The sequence below is a fragment of the Micromonospora sp. NPDC047620 genome (assembly GCF_043205005.1).
Taxonomy (GTDB): Bacteria; Actinomycetota; Actinomycetes; order Mycobacteriales; family Micromonosporaceae; genus Micromonospora.
The window spans coordinates 66,216-84,033 of sequence record NZ_JBIDDG010000008.1 but is presented as its reverse complement, the minus strand read 5'-3'; the positions used below and the strand labels follow the sequence as shown (position 1 = coordinate 84,033).

Annotated in this window: 11 protein-coding genes; 6 read left to right on the top strand and 5 right to left on the bottom strand. The window is 72.2% G+C overall.

All coding sequences use genetic code 11. The features are described from left to right. Window positions 1–362 precede the first annotated feature (362 nt). Complete coding sequence (locus ACGF5C_RS11775) at window positions 363–3,059, top strand: sugar-binding protein (RefSeq protein WP_393300019.1); 2,697 nt, start codon at window positions 363–365, stop codon at window positions 3,057–3,059. A 193-nt stretch (window positions 3,060–3,252) separates the two neighbouring features. Here the strand turns inward: ACGF5C_RS11775 and ACGF5C_RS11770 are convergent, their stop codons facing one another. Beyond that, window positions 3,253–4,014, bottom strand: coding sequence for a sulfite exporter TauE/SafE family protein (locus tag ACGF5C_RS11770; RefSeq protein ID WP_393300016.1), 762 nt, complete (start codon window positions 4,012–4,014; stop codon window positions 3,253–3,255). A gap of 220 nt (window positions 4,015–4,234) precedes the next feature. Between ACGF5C_RS11770 and ACGF5C_RS11765 the strand changes: the two genes are divergently transcribed. Genes ACGF5C_RS11765 through ACGF5C_RS11755 form a run of 3 tightly spaced genes read left to right on the top strand, consistent with a single transcriptional unit; the run spans window position 4,235 to window position 7,300 of the window. Further along, window positions 4,235–4,612 (top strand): SCP2 sterol-binding domain-containing protein, encoded by a 378-nt coding sequence (locus ACGF5C_RS11765; RefSeq protein WP_350685513.1) that lies wholly within the window; start codon window positions 4,235–4,237, stop codon window positions 4,610–4,612. Beyond that, complete coding sequence (locus ACGF5C_RS11760) at window positions 4,599–6,686, top strand: glycogen debranching N-terminal domain-containing protein (RefSeq protein ID WP_393300013.1); 2,088 nt, start codon at window positions 4,599–4,601, stop codon at window positions 6,684–6,686. The genes ACGF5C_RS11765 and ACGF5C_RS11760 overlap by 14 nt, the downstream gene beginning before the upstream one ends. Before the next feature lie 11 nt (window positions 6,687–6,697). Continuing rightward, window positions 6,698–7,300 (top strand): cysteine hydrolase, encoded by a 603-nt coding sequence (locus ACGF5C_RS11755; protein WP_350685510.1) that lies wholly within the window; start codon window positions 6,698–6,700, stop codon window positions 7,298–7,300. Between the two features lie 605 nt (window positions 7,301–7,905). On the opposite strand, the gene ACGF5C_RS11750 is transcribed toward ACGF5C_RS11755, so the two are convergent. Then, window positions 7,906–8,481: a hypothetical protein gene (locus tag ACGF5C_RS11750; protein ID WP_393300010.1), complete on the bottom strand. Its 576-nt coding sequence runs from the start codon at window positions 8,479–8,481 to the stop codon at window positions 7,906–7,908. A gap of 9 nt (window positions 8,482–8,490) precedes the next feature. On the opposite strand from ACGF5C_RS11750, the gene ACGF5C_RS11745 reads away from it, so the two are divergent. Together ACGF5C_RS11745 and ACGF5C_RS11740 are read left to right on the top strand one after the other, a co-directional pair. After that, window positions 8,491–9,045, top strand: a complete 555-nt coding sequence (locus ACGF5C_RS11745; protein WP_350819348.1) for a DUF3592 domain-containing protein — start codon at window positions 8,491–8,493, stop codon at window positions 9,043–9,045. 969 nt (window positions 9,046–10,014) lie between these two features. After that, window positions 10,015–11,568, top strand: a complete 1,554-nt coding sequence (locus ACGF5C_RS11740) for a TROVE domain-containing protein (protein ID WP_393300007.1) — start codon at window positions 10,015–10,017, stop codon at window positions 11,566–11,568. 47 nt (window positions 11,569–11,615) lie between these two features. Here ACGF5C_RS11740 and ACGF5C_RS11735 read toward each other — a convergent pair whose 3' ends face one another. The 3 genes from ACGF5C_RS11735 to ACGF5C_RS11725 all read right to left on the bottom strand — a co-directional run bounded on the left by ACGF5C_RS11735 (window position 11,616) and on the right by ACGF5C_RS11725 (window position 17,737). Further along, window positions 11,616–12,056 carry a Stf0 family sulfotransferase gene (locus tag ACGF5C_RS11735; protein WP_393300004.1) on the bottom strand — a complete coding sequence of 147 codons (441 nt, stop codon included), beginning with the start codon at window positions 12,054–12,056 and terminating at the stop codon, window positions 11,616–11,618. A 153-nt stretch (window positions 12,057–12,209) separates the two neighbouring features. Then, on the bottom strand, window positions 12,210–14,375 hold the full coding sequence (locus ACGF5C_RS11730; RefSeq protein ID WP_393300001.1) for a peptidase domain-containing ABC transporter: 2,166 nt from the start codon (window positions 14,373–14,375) through the stop codon (window positions 12,210–12,212). Further along, window positions 14,372–17,737 (bottom strand): type 2 lanthipeptide synthetase LanM family protein, encoded by a 3,366-nt coding sequence (locus tag ACGF5C_RS11725; protein ID WP_393299997.1) that lies wholly within the window; start codon window positions 17,735–17,737, stop codon window positions 14,372–14,374. Before ACGF5C_RS11725 ends, ACGF5C_RS11730 begins: the two co-directional genes overlap by 4 nt. Between the last annotated feature and the right edge of the window lie 81 nt (window positions 17,738–17,818).

Sequence of the window (17,818 nt, the reverse complement as noted above, 5' to 3'; positions counted from 1 at the left end):
CACCTTCACGAGCAGCAGAAACACCCTTCGCGGATCCCGCCGGGGCCGAGCACACGCGCCGCCGACCGAGGCGTGGAAGACCGCCTGACCCCTCGTTTGTTTCTTTCGCAAATAAAGAAAGACCTTGCAAAGCATTGACGGGCCGCCGCACCGGTCCCTAGCGTCACCGGGCGAAGGCCTTCCAGTGTGTACGGATCTTCGTGCCGCTGCGTACCCCCGGTGCCGTGGCGCCCCTCGCGCCCCGCACCCCGCACCCCCCACCGCCGCCGTCTCGCCGTCCGACCACGACCCCGCGTCCGCGCCACCGCGCGCCCGACGTCGGTGGCCGCTGCGCGGACCACGCGTGTCGCGAAAGGACCTGCATGCGACTCAAGTCGTTCCTGCTACCCACGGCGCTCGCCCTGGCCCTGTCCGGGGCGCCCGCCGCTGCCCTAGCCGCCCCCACCGACGCCCGGCCGACCGACACCGTCGACCTGGACGTCCTCTTCGTCAGCGCCCACCCCGACGACGAGGCCGGCAGCCTCGCCACCCTCGGCCAGTGGAAGGAGAAGCACGGCGCCAAGGCGGGCGTCGTGACCATCACCCGCGGCGAGGGCGGCGGCAACGCCGTCGGCCTCGAGGAGGGCCCGCCGCTGGGCATCATCCGCGAGCGCGAGGAGCGCACCGCGATCGGCCGGGCCGGCGTGGAGAACCTGTACAACCTCGACCGCGTCGACTTCTGGTACACCGCCTCCGCGCCGCTGTCCGAGCAGATCTGGGGGCACGACGACACCCTGGCCCAGATCGTCCGGGTGATCCGGCAGACCCGGCCCGAGATCGTCATGACGATGAACCCGTCGCCGACGCCCGGCAACCACGGCAACCACCAGCAGGCCGCCCGGTTCGCCGCCGAGGCGTTCCACGCCGCCGCCGACCCGGCCGCCTTCCCCGAGCAGCTCACCCAGGAGGGCCTGAAGCCGTTCCGGGCGGCGAAGTTCCTGCGTACCGGCGGGACCGGCAGCTCGGCGACCGGGGCGCAGTGCGCGTCCAGCTTCGTGCCGACCGTCCCGACCGACCAGGTGTTCGGCGTCTGGGAGGGCACCCCGAGCGCCGACGGCAGGACCTGGGCCGAGGTCGAGGTCGACGCCCGCCGGGACTACGTCACCCAGGGCTGGGCCGGCACCGCCGCCGCCCCCACCGACCCCGCGAAGATCCGCTGCGACTTCTACACCCTGGTCGACAGCCGCGTCCCGTACGACCCGACGGACACCTCGCCGGAGGCCATCCTGCGCGGCTCGGTGCTGCCGGCGACGGCCGGCGGGCTTCCCCAGGGCACCGAGCTCTACCTGACCGCCGACCGGTTCGACCTCGCCCCCGGCGAGACGGTCGAGGTCACCGCGCACGTCCGCGCCCCGCACAACCGGGCGCTCACCGCCCCGCGGGTCTCGCTGCGGCTGCCGCAGGGCTGGACCGCCACCGGCTCCGGCGCAATGCATGGCGCCGTCCCCGCCGGGACGGAGCGGACCGTCGCCTTCACCGTGACCGTTCCCGCCGGCGCCGACACCAACGAGCAGCACCTCGTCGGCGCGGGCCTGACCACCGGCCAGGGCGCCGGCCGCACCGACCGCGCGGTCCGGGTGGTCGCCGACGTGCGCGGCACCCTGGAGCCACTGCCCGAGGTCGGTCTGTTCCGCACCTGGGCCGGCGACAGCGGCTACCCGCAGCTGGACACCCTGATCAAGCCGGTCCTCACCGTCGGCTCCGGCAAGAGCCGGACCGTCCGGGTCGACCTGCGCAACCACGGCGAGGCCCCCCAGAGCGGCACCGTCACCCTCGGCCTGCCGGCCGGCTTCACCGCCGACGCGGCGACCAAGAGCTACGCCGAGCTGGCGCCGGGCGCGACCGGGGCGGTCACCTTCACCGTCACCAACAGCGACGCCAACCTGCCGACCGCCAACGAGGGCGGCGACGGCGGCGACTACGGCATCACCATCACCACCACCAGCGCCGCCGGCAGCACCGTCGAGACCGGCGCACTGGAGATCGTGCCCACCAGCGAGGTGCCGCACGCCGGGCACGACCACGCCGTCGACGGGGTGGCCTCCCCGGGCGAGTACCCCGGCGAGGAGCTGGACCTGTCCCGGATCTGGGAGGGGCAGGCCACCACGCCGCAGGACGCCTCGGCCGCGGGCCGCATCGCCTGGACCGAGGACGCGCTGAAGGTGTTCGTCCAGGTCACCGACGACGTGCTCGGCAAGAAGGTGGTGCCGCAGGACTGCAAACGGCAGCGGCGTACCGACAGCGTCGAGATCATCGTCGACCCGAAGGGGAACTCGACGGACACCTCGACGGTGTTCAAGGCCGGCATCTTCCCGGTCACCGACGACCCCGCGGGCGGCGACCCGCCGTGCTGGCAGCGCGACGCCGACAACCGGCAGGGCCCGGGCGCCACGACCGCGCCGGGAATGACGGTGGTCAGCAAGGTCACCGCGCCGTACGCCGGCTACACCATCGAGGCGAGCATCCCGTTCGCGGTGCTGCCCGACGCCGTCGACCCGGCCCGGATGGGCTTCAACGTGCTGGTCTACGACTCGGACACCCAGGACCTGACCTCCCAGTCCCGGCTGGGCTGGTCCACCTTCACCGGCGTCCGTGCCGACCCGTACCGGTACGGCCTGGTGACCCTGCCCGGGTACACCCCGGCCCAGCGGCAGCCCAGCGCCCCGGTGTTCCCGGACACCGCCGCCCGCAGCGTGCACAGCCCGCAGACCATCGCGCAGTCCGCGGTCGACGGCGTCGCGCCGGCCGCCGTGGCCCGGCTCCCCGAGCGGGCGCTGCGGCTGACCGGCCAGCGCCAGGTGGCCGGCGGGGTGCAGGTGACGGTCCTCGCCGACCGCGCGGGCACCGCGTACCTGCACGCCTGGGACGGCGACCGTTCGCTCGGTGAGCGGTCCGTGCAGCTGCGCCCCGGCGACCCGGTGACCGTGCTGGTCCCGGTCACCGGCGGCACGGCCGACGGCCTGCTGGCCGCGTTCGAGGCCGGCGGCGCCGCGCTGGCCCGCCACGTTCCGCTGACCTGACCGGCGACGGCCCGGCCCCGGTCATCCGTTCGGATGACCGGGGCCGGGCTTACCCGGCGGGTCCCCCGTGCCCCGGCGGAAACCCGCCGCCGGGCCGTGCCGGAGCGCGGCGACGCACTACACGACGCCGCCGCGCGGGCGGTCCGGCGACACCTCGCCGGCACGACCCGCCCCGGCCGTCGACCGACCCGGTCTACAGCACGTTGCGCCACAGCAGGACCAGGCCGAAGACCGCCCCGAACGTGACGATCACGGCTTTGAGAGGGGCACCGGGAAGCCTGCGGAGCAGCCGCGCCCCGACGTAGCCACCGACGACGGTCGCCGGAACCATGATCGCCACCCCCGCCCAGTTGACGGTGCCGAAGAAGACGAAGAGCACCACCGCCGTGAACGAGATGACGGCCGACAGCAGGTTCTTCAGGGCGACCGTCCTGGTGAGCGGCTCGTGCTGCAGGAGAGCCAGGCTGGCGACCAGCACGATGCCGAACCCCGCGCCGATGTAGCCGCCGTAGATCCCGCCCAGGGCTACCAACGCCTGCAGCGTCGCCGGGTGTTTCTGTCGGCCACGCAGCGCGGAGCGCCTGACCAGCTCGTTCAGGCGGCCCTGAAGGCCGAGGACGGCGGAGGCGGCGAGCACCAGGAACGGCACGATCATGTCGAAGACGCGGCTGGGCGTCAGCAGCAGCAGCGCCGACCCGGCGACCCCGCCGAGCACGGCGGCGGGCAGGATCCGCCTGATGTCCCGCCGGGGTGGCAGATCCCGGTATCCGCCCACCACGCTGGCCACGTTCCCCGGGAGCACCGCGACCGTGCTGGTCAGCTTGGCCGTCAGCGGCGGTATGCCCGCACCGATCAGTGCCGAGAAGGCGATCAGGGAGCCGCCCCCCGCGACCGCGTTGAAGGCGCCCGTGGCGACACCGGCGGCGAGAAGCAGCGTTGCCTGGATGGGATCCATCGAGTCCCAGGCTAGTGGCGTTGCCCGCGGGCCGGGCCGGTGTCCGACGGCCGTGCCGGGGCGCCGACACGCGGGCGACGTGGCGCTGGTCGGCGGCGTCGAGGACGCCGGGCGGCGGCAGCGGCGGGCGGCGGCAGCGGGCGGCGGCGCGGAAATCACCTCTTCCGGGTGAGGCGGACGCCGCGATTCGCGGGAAAGGTGGCCCTGAGGAGGTGGCGCGATGGCGAATGCCACCCAGACTTTCTTCCGCAGCCTGGCACGGCGTGGACACGACCGCCGCCTGACGGCCATCGACGAGGGCAGCGTCCGTTTCGACATCAGCCGGGACGGGCGGGTCGATCACTGGCTCGTCTCCGTCGACCGGGGCGACATCACGGTCTCGGAGCAGGCGACCGGCGGGGACGCGGTCGTCCAGGCGGACGGGGCGGTCTTCGACCGGATCGCCAGCGGCGAGGCGTACTTCCTGACCACCGTCCTGCGCGGCGAGGCGACCGTGGCGGGCAGCCCCCGACTCTTCGCGACTCTCCGGAGGTTGTTCCCGCCGCCGCCCAGGTCTACGGGGACGGGACGCCGAGGAGGTGACCATGAGCGAGAATGAGGTGGGCATCCTGGACGGCACCACCTTCATGGTGTGTGACCGCTCGGGCGACATCATCCCGTCACCCGACATTCCCATGGGCCTGTTCGCCCACGACACCCGGCTGTTGTCGAAGTGGGTGCTGACGGTCAACGGGGAACGACTGACCACCCTTTCCATCGACGACATCCACTACTTCGAGAACCGGTTCTTCCAGGTTCCGGGGCGTCAGGACGTCTACGTCAACAGCACGGTGGGGGTGCGTCGACTGCACAGCCTGGACACCGGCCTCCACGAGGACCTGACCGTCATCAACTATGCCAACGATCCGGTCGACGTGACCCTCAGGATCGAGGCGGACGCCGACTTCGCGGACCTCTTCGAGGTCAAGGACGCGACGGCGAGGAAGAAGGGCCGACACTACCGGCGGGTCGAAGACGGGCGCCTCGTCCTCGGTTACGAACGGGAGCGGTTCCGACGGGAGACGTTCATCTCCGCGTCGGCGCCGGCGGCGTGGGACGACGACGGCCTGACGCTCCAGGTCCACCTCGAACCCCACAGCCGATGGACCGTCAGACTCAGCGCCCTGCCGGACCTTCCGATGCCCCGCGGGCTGGAGCGTCTCACGATTGCCGGGCGGGCGGCGGGCAAGGGCAGGGACAAGGAACGCGACCTCCTGGAATGGCTGGACCGCGCGCCGCGCCTGGAATCCGGCTGGGAGCCACTGAGCGGCACGTACCGGCGGAGCCTGATCGACCTGGCCGCGCTGCGCTTCAGTCCCTTCCTCGCCGAGGACAAGCGGGTTCCCGCCGCCGGCCTGCCCTGGTTCATGGCCATGTTCGGCCGGGACAGCATCTTCACCAGCCTCCAGGCGTTGCCGTTCACACCCGAACTCGCCGCCACCACCCTCCGGGTGCTCGCGCTCCGGCAGGGCAGCCGCGTCGACGACTTCCGGGAGGAGGAGCCCGGCCGGATCCTGCACGAGATGCGGTACGGCGAGATGAGCATCTTCGAGGAGACCCCGCACACGCCCTACTTCGGCAGCGCCGACTCCACTCCCCTGTTCCTCGTGCTGCTCGACGAGTACGAGCGATGGACCGGCGACGTCGACCTGGTGCGCTCGGTCGAGCACGAGGCGCGCGCGGCGATCGACTGGATCAACAACTACGCCGACCTGACCGGCATGGGCTACATCTCCTACGAGCGGCGGAACACCAGGAACGGCCTGGAGAACCAGTGCTGGAAGGACTCCCCGGACAGCATCTGTTACCGCGACGGTCGGCTGCCGGGCTTCCCCCGCGCGACCTGCGAACTGCAGGGGTACGCGTACGACGCGAAGATGCGCACCGCGCGACTCGCCCGCGCCGTCTGGAACGACCCGCAGTACGCGGACCGGCTGGAGCGGGAGGCCGCCGACCTCAAGCAGCGCTTCAACCGCGACTTCTGGGTGGCGGACGGCGAGTACATGGCGCTCGCCCTCGACGGCGACGGCAGCCAGGTGGACGCCCTCTCCTCCAACATCGGCCACCTGCTGTGGAGCGGCATCGTCGAGAAACCGAAGGCGGCGGCCCTGGCGCGGCACCTGATGTCGCCCGCCCTGTTCAGCGGCTGGGGCGTCCGCACGCTGGCCGAGGGGCAGGCCCGCTACAACCCCATCGGCTACCACGTGGGGACCGTCTGGCCGTTCGACAACTCCTTCATCGCCTGGGGGCTGCGGCGGTACGGGTACGCCGACGAGGCGGCGCGGATCGCCGCCGGCATCCTGGACGCCGCCGTCTTCTACGACGGCCGGCTGCCCGAGGCCTTCTCCGGATCCAGCCGCACCGACACCAGGTACCCGGTCAACTATCCCACCGCCTGCAGCCCCCAGGCGTGGTCCGCCGGAACCACCCTCCTCCTGCTGAGGACGATGCTCGGGCTCAGGCCGGTGGGCGAAGACCTCGTGGTCAGGCCCGTCCTTCCCGCTAACCTCGACTTCTTGGCGTTGCACGGCATCCCCGGCCGGTGGGGGCGGTTCGACGCCTACGGCAAGGGGCCGGCCGCCGCGGGCAGGCCGGGCTACCAGCCGGCACCGCAACAACTCTCCGCCCCGTGACGGGAGGATCGATGCGAGAGATCGACCCGGCGCGCACGGCGGTGATCGGCGTCCACTGGCAGCACGAGGTCGTCAGTCCCGACGGGCTGTTCGGTCCCTTCTTCGCCGAGCAGGTCGCCCGACACCGCGTCGCCTCGTACGCCGCTCAGGTCGCCGGGGCGGTACGCGCCAGCGGTGGGCTGGTCGTCTACACGCGCGTCGCCCATCGGCCCGGCTACCCCGGCCTCATCCCCAACACGCCAGCCTTCGCCATGATCCCCGAGCGGCAGGCCTTCCTGGAGGGCGCGCCGAAGTCCCGCATCGTCGACGAGATCGCGCCGGAGGCGGGCGACGTCGTCATCACCCACGTGCGGCTCACCGGCTTCTTCGGCACCGAACTCGACACGGTGCTGCGGCGCAGGCAGGTCGAGACGGTCCTGTTCACCGGCGTCGCCACCAACCTGTCCGTGGCGGGAACGGCCTTCGAGGCGGTCAACCACGGATACCGGCCCGTGATCGTCTCCGACGCGTGCACGGCCGCGACCGACGAGGCTCATCGGGCCAGCCTGGAGACGTGGAGCCAACTCGCCGAGGTGGCCACCACCGCCGAGGTCGTCGAACGGCTGCCGGGATGAGGCCTTCCTCGACGAAACTGGCTGCGTCATAGCCTGCTGGGGCTGCTACCGAGGTGGCGGTCTGCGGCGGATGATCGCCCTTCGGACGACCACCCCGATGCCAGCAACCAGCAGGAGCGCGCCGAGCCCCAACCCGAGGTAGAGCAGACGGTCGGCTCTGGCCGATCATCCCAGCTCCCGAACGTCGCATGACGCGATCATCGCTCACCGGGTCCTGCCTCCACTCCCTCGTTCTTCGCGCCCCGTGCTGACCGCGCACCGGACACGCTAACCGGGACTGCTGGCCCGGGGGGCATACGATCACGCCCGTGGAAAGTCTCGGAGCGCTCGGCCTCGTGCTCTGCGGCGCGCTGAGTTGCCTGTTCGTCTGTCTGATGCTCTGCGCTGTCGCTGCGGCCTGGGCCGCTTCGCCCGAACGCCGACGGTGACCATTGCCGGCTCGGCCGGCAGACGTCGAAGCGGAACGGCGGAGGACGACGAGGGGGCCGGCGTCCTTCCGCTGACGGTCGCCGTCCTGGCTGGCCTCCGCGTCGGCGCTGCCTCGCCGCAGACCACTCCCGGCGGGCCTGAGGAGCCCGCGGTCAGGGCAGCATCTCGACGACCTGCTAGCAATGACGGTGGGTGGATCTCTGGCGCGCACGGGACTGGGATCGGGTCAGGCTTGCCAGGCTCCGCACCGGCCGGTCGAGGTCGGCCTGGGTGAGGACGGGGCGCTCGAGCCGGGTCGACAGCCATCGGCGCTGATAGTCGTTCAGGTCGTTGATGAACACCACGGCGTCGATGTCCATGCTCGAGCAGGCGGCAGCGATCTGCTCCAGCTTTCCCCGACGGATGAGGAAACGTCGCGACAGTGGGGTCGCCATCAGCCGGACGCCGCCGTCGGAGACGCCTCTGCGCTGAGCGAACCGGCCCAGGACCTGTCCTCCGAGCGCCGTCACCCGCGCCTCCAGGGCGTCAAGGCGGGCCTGGTAGTCACGGTCCTTCGCGGAGAACAAGCCCACCAGGACCACGGAACGGACGGCGCTCACACGCACAGCATCCCCTTCGCTGGTCGCGACCCGGTCACCGCCACCACCATCGCCATCCACGCCACCCGTCGCCGACCGGCACGGCGAGACGCCGCTGGCCACCCCGCGGGCCGCGCCGCCCCGCTCGCGGTCGGGGTTGCGTGCGGCCGGCACGATGACCGGGTGCGCGCCGCGATCACACCGCAACGGTCCCCGGCCTGGGTGACCGCCGGTTGTGTGCTGCTGCTGGTTGCTGGCGGGGCGCTGCTCTGGCTGCCGTTCCACACCCAGTACGCGCTCGACGACTGGAAGACCGACCTGCGGGCGCAGGGTGTGCCGACGCGGGCTGTCGTCTACGACCGCGTGTCCAAGCGTGGCGGCACGTCGACCACGATGCACGTCCGGTACGAACTGTCCGGCCGGACGTACACGCAGGAGGTCGCCTGCTTCGAGGTGTGCCTGTCCGCCGGCGACGAGGTGCCGATCTGGGTCGACCGGGGCGATCCGAGCGACTTCGTCACCGACTTCGGCCAGCTGAGCGGGCACCGGGGCCGCCTACAGGGAGGGCTGGGCGCCGTCGGGATCGGGATCCTGGTCGTGGCGGTCCCCCTGACCCTGTCCCGCATCCCGTTCGCGCGCTGGCTTCCCCGGCGTGCACCGCGGCGGTCGTCGGCCGCCCCGAAGCGGGACGGTGCCGCGTTCACCAGCCGTTCCAAGCACAAGCGCGGCGGCCGCTGACCTTCCGTCGCTCAGGCGGCCCGACAAATGCGCTTGGCTCACGTGTACGGGGGTCGCTACCGTCGTGGGGCACCTCCCGGTGCGCAGGCAACGGCTACTTCCGCTTCCCACGGGGAGACGCGGGTTCGAATCCCGCCGCCGCCGATACGCGGTGTCGACCAGCGGCCCAGGTCGCCTTGGCCCGCGAGGGCCGGTTTCCGTTGCCGCTTCGACCTCGGGAGGCGCGTTCACGCCGCTCACCCGGTGCGCTGGATACGGTTACTTCCGGCAGAGGGTCCACAGAGGGCTCTGCGGTTCGAGTCCGCACACGCCGTGTCCGACCTTGGTCTCGGGTGAGCGGCGTGAACGCCTGACGGACGCGAAATCCCTTGCCGCTCCCGAGTCGCCGCCGTACGTTGTTGCCGCACGTCCCGGTGCGAAGGTGACGGATACTTCCTTTCCCGAATGTGCCCGTCGCCGTTGTCGGTCTCGGGACGTGCTCACGCCGCGTACCCGGTGCGCAGACGACGGATACTTCTAATCTATGGGTCGGGGGTTCGAGTCCCCTCCAGCCGTTGTGCTGGTAGCTCAGTCGGCAGAGCAATAGGCCTTTCCGTCGTCGACCTTCTGGTCTCGGGTACGCGGCGCGACCGTTCCTGCCACCCATCATCGCGCAACGGCAAACTCCGTTGCCCGGCCGCCGATGCCGCCGCTACGGTCGGGTCCGCACTTCCCGGTGCGAAGGTGACGGTTTACATCTGGAGGGGCGAACGCCCCTGCGAAGGGCGCATCCGTTGCCGGCTCCGATCTCGGGAGGCGCGACCACACCACACCCGGTGCGCAGGCGACGGTTACTTCACGGATCCGCAGGGTGGGGGTTCGAGTCCCCCCATGCCTTCGGGCGGGTAGCTCAATCGGACAGAGCGGCGGACAGGTCCGTCGCCGACTCTGGTCTCGGGTGTGCGTGTGGCCGCGTCTCTCGTACGAAACATGGGGGACGTGATGGCCAAGTTCAACCTCAAGCTGCGCAAGAACCGGCACGAAGACGACCACGAGCTCGTCACCGCCGAGGGTGCCCCGGGTTTCGCCCGCGGGCCGCGCACGGAACTGTTCCTGCTCGGCGTGTCGAACATGGTCGGCGAGGACACCTTCTACGAGGGCGCCGCCGACCGGGATGCTCGGTTCCGTGAGCTGGTCGCCACCGTCGCCGTCGCCGACCCCGACTGGTTCGCCCGCTTCGTGCCGTGGCTGCGCACCGGCGCGATGCTGCGTTCGGCGGCTGTCGTGGCCGCCCTCGAGGGCGCCCGCGCGCAGGTGGCGGCCGGCATTCCCGGATCGCGGTCCATCGTGGACTCGGCGTTGCAGCGCGCGGACGAGCCGGGCGAGGCCCTCGCCTACTGGCTGGGTCGCCACGGCCGGGCGCTGCCGAAGCCGGTCAAGCGGGGCATCGCGGACGCGGCGGTGCGGCTGTACCACGAGCGGAGTCTGCTCAAGTACGACTCCGACCGCAACGCGGTCCGGTTCGGTGACGTCGTCGACCTGACCCACCCGACCGCGCGGGACGAGCGGCAGGGTGACCTGTTCCGGCACGCGCTGGACCGGCGGCACCAGCGGGACAACCCGCTGCCGGCGTCGCTGACCGTGCTGGCGGCGCGGGCCGAGCTCATGGCGTTGCCGGTCGAGCGGCGTCAGGAGATCACCGACCCGGCGGTGCTGGGCGCGGCCGGAATGACGTGGGAGGCCCTCGCCGGCTGGCGGCAGACGGCGATGGACGCCCCGGCCTGGGAGGCGATCATCCCGACGATGGGCTACCTGGCGCTGCTGCGCAACCTGCGCAACTTCGACCAGGCCGGCGTCAGCGACGCCGGCGCCGAGACGGTGGCGGCCAAGCTGTCCGACCCGGGCGAGGTCGCCAGGTCGCGGGTGCTGCCGATGCGTTTCCTGTCGGCCTACAACGCGGCACCGAGCCTGCGGTGGGGGTACCCGCTGGAGAAGGCGTTGCAGCACGCGCTGGCGAACGTGCCCGCCCTGGACGGGCGGACGCTGGTCCTGATCGACACGTCGGGCTCGATGAACAGCGCCTTCAGCAAGGACGGCACGCTGCGCTGCTGGGACGCGGCCACCGTGTTCGGCCTGGCGCTGGCCGCCCGCGCGCGGGACGCGACGGTCGTGTCCTTCTCCCACGACACCCGGGTGTTCCCGGCCGTCGCGGGCGAGTCGGTGCTGGCGGCGGTGCGCCGGTTCAAGGAGGGCGGCTACTTCTACGGCGGCGGGACCGAGACCGACAAGGCGGTGCGTCGGCACTACGCCGGGCACGACCGGGTGGTCATCCTCACCGACGAGCAGGCGCACTGGCACCGTTCGGTGGACGTGACGGCCGCGGTGCCCGGGCAGGTGCCGGTGTACACCTGGAACCTGGCCGGATACCGGGTCGGGCACGCCCCGACGACCGGGAACCGGCACACGTTCGGCGGCCTGTCCGACGCGGCGTTCGCGATGATCCCGCTCATCGAGGCGGGATCCCGCGAGCAGTGGCCCTTCTGATCGCGCCACGACGTCGGCCTCCCACCCGGAGGCCGACGCCAGGCGGATCATCCGTCGGCGGTCTCCGCCCGGTAACGCCTGATCCACTGCCGGTTGAGCTCGTCGGCCTGACGCTGGTGCCGGGCCACGACCGGGTGTCCTTCCTCCGGCACGTCGAGCCCGAGAAAATCGAGGATGCCGTGGGTGGTGGCGCCCATGTCCCCGACGAGTTCCTCGTAGCGCACGACATGCGGCCGGATTCCCCACCTGCCGAACCATTCCTCCCAGGCCGCGTTGTGCTCCCGGATCGTCTCGAGGAAGTGGCTGATCCCGTCGGCGTCGAAGCGGGGCACCTGCCCGTTGCCGGCGTCGCCGCTGATCTCGCCGTTGCCGCCGACGAACCAGGCGCCGGTCTGGTCGGCGCGCAGCCACGGCAACCCGAGCAGCAGCGAGCTGCCGGTGCGCGGGGTGGCGCAGACGAAGTACGAGTCGACACGGTCCCCGGGCATGACCACACGTAATCGCACCCGTGCGCGGTCGGCAACCGGGTTCCCGCCGGCCACACCGTCGCTGGCCCACCCGGACCTGACCGATTCACCGGTGGCGTGGCCGGCGGCCGGTGCGAGACGAGCGCCCTGGTCCCGGCCGCCGGCCACGGACCGCTATCCCCCGGCTGCCGCACGCTCCGTCAACCGACCCGTCTGCCGCCGCGCCAGCTCGGCGTACCGGCCGCCCAATGTCATCAGCTCCTCGTGGGTGCCGCGCTCGACGATCTCGCCCTGATGCAGCACGACGATCTGGTCGGCGTCGCTGACCGTGCTGATCCGGTGTGCGATCACGATCCGGGTGCAGCCGAGCACCGACAGTTCGGCCGCGATCGCCGCCTCGGTCAGGGTGTCCAGGTGGCTGGTCGCCTCGTCGAGCAGGAGCACGTTCGTCCTGGCCAGCAACGCCCGGGCGATCGCCAGCCGCTGCCGCTGGCCGCCGGAGAGCGCGCCGCCGCCCTCACCGACGCCGGTACTCAAGCCCATCGGCATGCGCTCCAGGTCCGGCAGGAACTGCACCTTGCGCAACGCCTCGCGTAGCTCGTCGTCGCTGACGTCGAGCCGGCCGAGCGTCAGGTTGTCGCGGATGGAACCGCCGAAGATGTACGGGAACTGGGTGACCACGCCGAAGCGCTGGCGTAGCGGCTCCAGGTCGTAGTCGTCGAGGGGCCGCCCGTCCACCAGGACGCCTCCGGCGCTCGCCCGCAGCAGCCCGGTGAGCAGCCGCACCAGGGTGGTCTTGCCGGAGCCGGTGGACCCGACGACCGCCACCTTCGACCCGGCCGCGACCCGCAGGTCGATGTTCTTGAGCACCAGCGGTGTGCCGAGGTCGTACCGGAAGTCGACCCCGCGCAGCTCGATCTCGCCGCGCAGCTCGACCGGCTGGTGGGCCTGTGGGCGCGCCGGTTCCGGTTCCTCGTTCAGCACGTCGTAGATGCGCTCCAGGTGGGACCCGATCGTCTGGAGGTAACGCAACGCACCCATCACCTGCCCGACGGGAGCCAGCAGCAGACCGGCGACGACGTTCAGGCCGAGCATCGTGCCGAGCGACATTCGGCCGGCGACCACCTGGACGATGCCGAACAGGAGGAGCACCAGCGGCGCGGCGACCTGGAACATCCCCATCGCCGACTCGTTGACGAGGTCCAGCCGCCGACGCTCGAACCCGGCCCGCACCGACACGGTGAACCGGTCGGCCCACCGGCGCAACGCCCAGTTGGACAGCCCGGAACTCTTCAGGAACTCCGCCCCGGCCAGCGCGTCGATCGCGCTGCTCTGCGCCTTCGCGTCGGCGGCCAACTCGCGCTGGGCACGCTCGTGGACCAGCCGGATGGTGCTCAGCACGATGCCGAACTGGGCGACCGCCAGGACCGCGACCACCGCGGCGTACGCCGGGCTCAGCGCCACCAGCAGGGCGGTGTAGATGAAGACGAAGACGGTGTCGAGCAGGAGCGTGGCCAGCTGCGAGGTCAGCATGTCCCGCACCGCCATGTTGCTGCTCAGCCGGCCCATCAGGTCGCCCGCGCCGCGGGTCTGGAAGTACGCGTACGGCAGCCGCATCAGGTGGCTCATGAACCGCTCACCCAGTGTGCCGTCGAGCCGGCGTTGGAGCACCAGCAGCGCCAGCCCCCGGGAGAGGGTGGCGAGGGTGTGCGTCGCGATGTACGCACCCACGCCGAGGGCGAAGAGGGACAGGGTGTCCGCCCGCTGCCCGATGAGGACGTCCACGCCGTACTTCGTCGCCCACGCGGAGGCCAGCCCGAGCACCTGCACCACGGCCGAGAGCGCCACGGCCAACACCATGAGCAGCGGCGCCAGCCGGACCAGGTCGCGGAGGAACCGCAGGGCGAGGTGGTCGCGGATCGGGCGGCGCCGACGCCGCATCGACTCTTCCGGCGTGAACTCCAGCACGGTGCCGGAGAACTCCGCGAAGAACTCCTCGTGCGTCAGCCGCCGACGGCCGTGTCCGGGATCCACCATCCGGATCCGGCGCGGCCCGACCTTCTCCAGCACCGTGAAGTGGTCCTCGCCCCAGTGTGCGATGGCGGGCAGGCGGACGCTGGCCAGCCCGGCCTCGTTCACCCGCAGTCCCCGTGCAGCCAGCCCGTACTCGCGGGCCACCTCGAGGATGCGGCGGGCGCTGGTGCCGTCACGTCCCACCCCGAAGTGGGCGCGCAGCTCCCGGACCTCGGTGGCGCGTCCCAGCCCGCCGAGCACCATGGCCAGGCAGCTCGGCCCGCACTCGGTGCTGCTCATCTGCACGATCACCGGTACGCGGGTCACACTTCCTCCTCGGCGACGGCACGGGCGGCGGCGGTGGCCGGGCCAGGTGGTTGGCGGTCGCGGGGCGCCGCGCCGACCGGCGGAGCCAGCAGCAGGACGTTCGGCGTGCGGTCGGGCCGAGCGGCCCGCAGCAGCCCGTAGCCGATGCCGGCGGTGCCCATCAGCAGTCCCGGCACGTGCATCCCCTGCGGCACGCCGCAGAGCTCCTCGCCGGCGAGCACCGTCTCGGCGACCGCGCGCGTCGCCCTGCGCGCCGTCGCGACGAGAGTTCCGTCGCCGGTGGCCAAGCCGGCGGTGAGCAGGGCTTCCGCCAGGCCGAGGTCGCCGTGGCACAGGCAGTCGTTGCCGGTGCCGGTGAGCAGCTCGCCCGAGGTGAGGCTGCGCCGCACCGAGGCAACCGCCGCGTCGAGGTCGGCGCGCACCTCGGGGATACGCACGGTGCCGAGCATGGCCGCGCGGGCCAGCGCGACGCCGGCCGCCCCGTGACACCACGCGTTCATGAACGTGCCCGGCGGGGTGACGTCGCGGTGATCGGGCCAGTTGCCTGCGGCGGCGTCGTACTGGAGGTGCTCGTACCGCACGGCACGCTCGGCCGCGTCGAGGTAGCGCTGCTCGCCCGTCACCCGGGCGATCTCGGCGAGTGCGTACGCGATGCCGGACACCCCGTGCGAGAAGCCGAGCAGCGGCGATCGCGCGGGGATCGCGGACGGCCACGCCAACCCGGAGTCGTGGGCGGAGGCGGTGGCGAGCAGGTGGTCGCCCGCCGCCCGCAGCGCCACCGACGTCCGCTCGTCCGGATCGACCGAGTGCAGGGCGCGCAGCGCGAGCGCCGCCCCGGCGGTGCCCGCGACCACGTCGAGGTGGCGGTCGCCGTCGAACCGCCGGAGCAGTTCCGGGACGAGCCGACGTGCCTGGTCCAGCAGCGATCGCGCTCGCCACAGCGCGCCGAGCTGGGTCAGCGCGTGGACGTAGCCGCCCAGTTCGCTGAAGCCCCCGACGCCGAGCAGGTCACGGTCGATCTCCGGCCAGTCGAGCAGGGCGTCGACGTGTCCGCTGAGCATCGCGGCGATCGCCTCGGCCGCGGACCGGAACCGCACCAGGCCGGTCTGCTCGCCGAGTTGGCCGAGGAACACCGCGATCCCGGACAGCCCGCTGTAGCTCTCGAACGCCGTGGGTACGACGCTCCAGTGCCGGTCGGTGACGAGCGCGAGGGTCAGCCACACCGGCCGGGCCGGGTCGCCGAGCGCGGTCTCGAGGAGTCGGTCGCCCAGGCGGACGGCGGCACGCTCGGCGAGCTCCTGGTCGATCTCCTCGGCCGGCGCCGCGCGCGTCCGGGGTGCGATGGCCTCCTGGCCGTCGCCGAGTTGCAGCGCGGCCAGCGACGCCGACACGGCCCAGCTCTGTTGGCGCAGGTCGGCGGCGGACAGCCCGGCGATCCGGTCCCGGACGAGGTCGAGTCCGCGGTGGGGGAAGAAGTCGCGTACGACGAGGCCTCGGTCGTCGTACAGGTCCCGGGAGTCGGGTCGGGTCCGGAAGAAGGGGATGTCCCGCCGGGCGAGCTGTCGGATCTCACTGGCGGCGACGGCTCGGTCAGCGACCAGCTCGGGGTGGCGGGTGGCGAGGACCTCGAACAGGCACTCCCGGTCCAGGGCGTCGCCCAGCACCACCGGGTGCCAGGACTCGCCGAGGATGCGGCCGTACACCATGGTGGGCAGCACGATGAACCGGATCTCGTCCGCGGCGAACGCGGCAACCGGTCCGTCGGGTGCGGCCAGCTCGTCACGGTGCGCGAGCAGCAGCCGGTAGCAGGCTTCGAAACCGGCGACCAGGTTGGCCCTGTACCGGGCGGGGTCCGCCGCGGCGCCGGCGACCGTGGGCAGGTTGTGCCCGCCGGGCAGCTCCATGCGGGCCCGGGTCCGCCGCATCTGGTCGGTGCCGGTGTCCTGCCACCGCGGCACCTTCATCGGGCTCAGTTCTCCTCGCCCGCCGGCCATCCCGGACAGCTCGGTGGTCACCACCGCGTCGCCGTCCTGCTGAATCAGTCGCTGCGGCAGCAGGCCGATCGACAGCACGGACTCCTCGATGCGGTGCATCGCCTCGGCGGGCAGCACCAGCGGCCGGGTGTAGGTGGTCGGCCGAGCCTGCTGGAAGATCGCTTCCAGGTCGACGATCACCGGGTGCTCGCCGGCGGCGATGACGTTCTCCAGGTGGATGTCCGAGGCGCGCAGCAGGTACAGCAGGCTCAGGTAGGCGCCCTGGCGCCAGTAGAAGCGGCGCAGCCCCTCCTCGTCGGCGCAGCTCTCGGGGTGGACGAACTCGACCCAGCCGTATCCCGCCCGCTCCACGATGGTCAGCCGACGCAGTGGGCGGGCCATCCCCTTGGCGTTGAGCCAGTCGACCAGGGCGTAGAAGTGCGACTCGACGGCGAGCGGGCGCGGCTTGTAGACCACCTTGCCGCCACCAGCGAAGGTGAGGATCGCGACGCTCCGCCCGCCGCGGTGCGTGTCGCCGGCACCGGTCTGCACCTCCACCAGATCGTCGAGCGAGGTGGCGGTCAGGCCGAACTCCGCGCGCAGCGCCGGCAGATCGGCCAGCACGCGCCGGGCCAGCTCGCTCCGTACGGTCAGCCACGTCTCCATCTCGTCGACGAGCTCCCGGGTGAGCGTCGGATACTCGGCGAGGATCCGCAGGGCGTACGCGCGCTGGCGAAGCTGCCGGACGAAGTCGCCGAACCGCGCTGCCGGCGTGTCACCGGAGAGTGTCCCTGCGCTGCGTGCGCGCTGCAGGTGGACCGCGAGCACCGGACTGATCATCGCCAGGTGGACCTCGTGGTTCGGCCGCAGCAACGGATGGTGCGGCGGAACCTCACCCCGGTGACCGAGGTCGCGGGCGAGCCGGCGCACCTCCTCGTGCAACCGCTGCTGATACCGGTGCGACAACGGGTGCACCAGCGCGAGCAGGTCGGCGGTCGGTCCCAGGTCGGCCGCCGGGCCGGCGTCGAACGCGGGCAGGTCGGCGGGATCGGCGGACCACGCCTGGGCCACGCTCGTCAGCCACGACGGTGGCTGCGGCACCCGGTCGCGCAGGCTGTCGGAGGACTCCCCGAGGAGCAGCCCCAACTCCTCCTCGCTGAGGCCCGCCTCGTGCCACCGGGCGAGGTTCGGCTCCAGTCCGCCGGTGGCGGCTCGGACGGTCCGCCAGGTGTCGAGCCGGCGCGCGCCCCGGCTGCGGGCGGCCTCGGTGTCGGGCACCGGCACGCGCCGCCGTTCCTCCAGGGACAGGGCAGCCCACCAGGCTGGTCGGTCGAACACGTCGCTGCCGAGGTCGGCGCGCTCGCTCGTTGCGGTGTTGCGTGGGGCCATCACGTCTCTCCGTTGCGGCTCGTCACGATGGAACGGGTTCCGGGTGGGCGGAGACGGCGGGCGTCTCCGCCCACCCGGTGA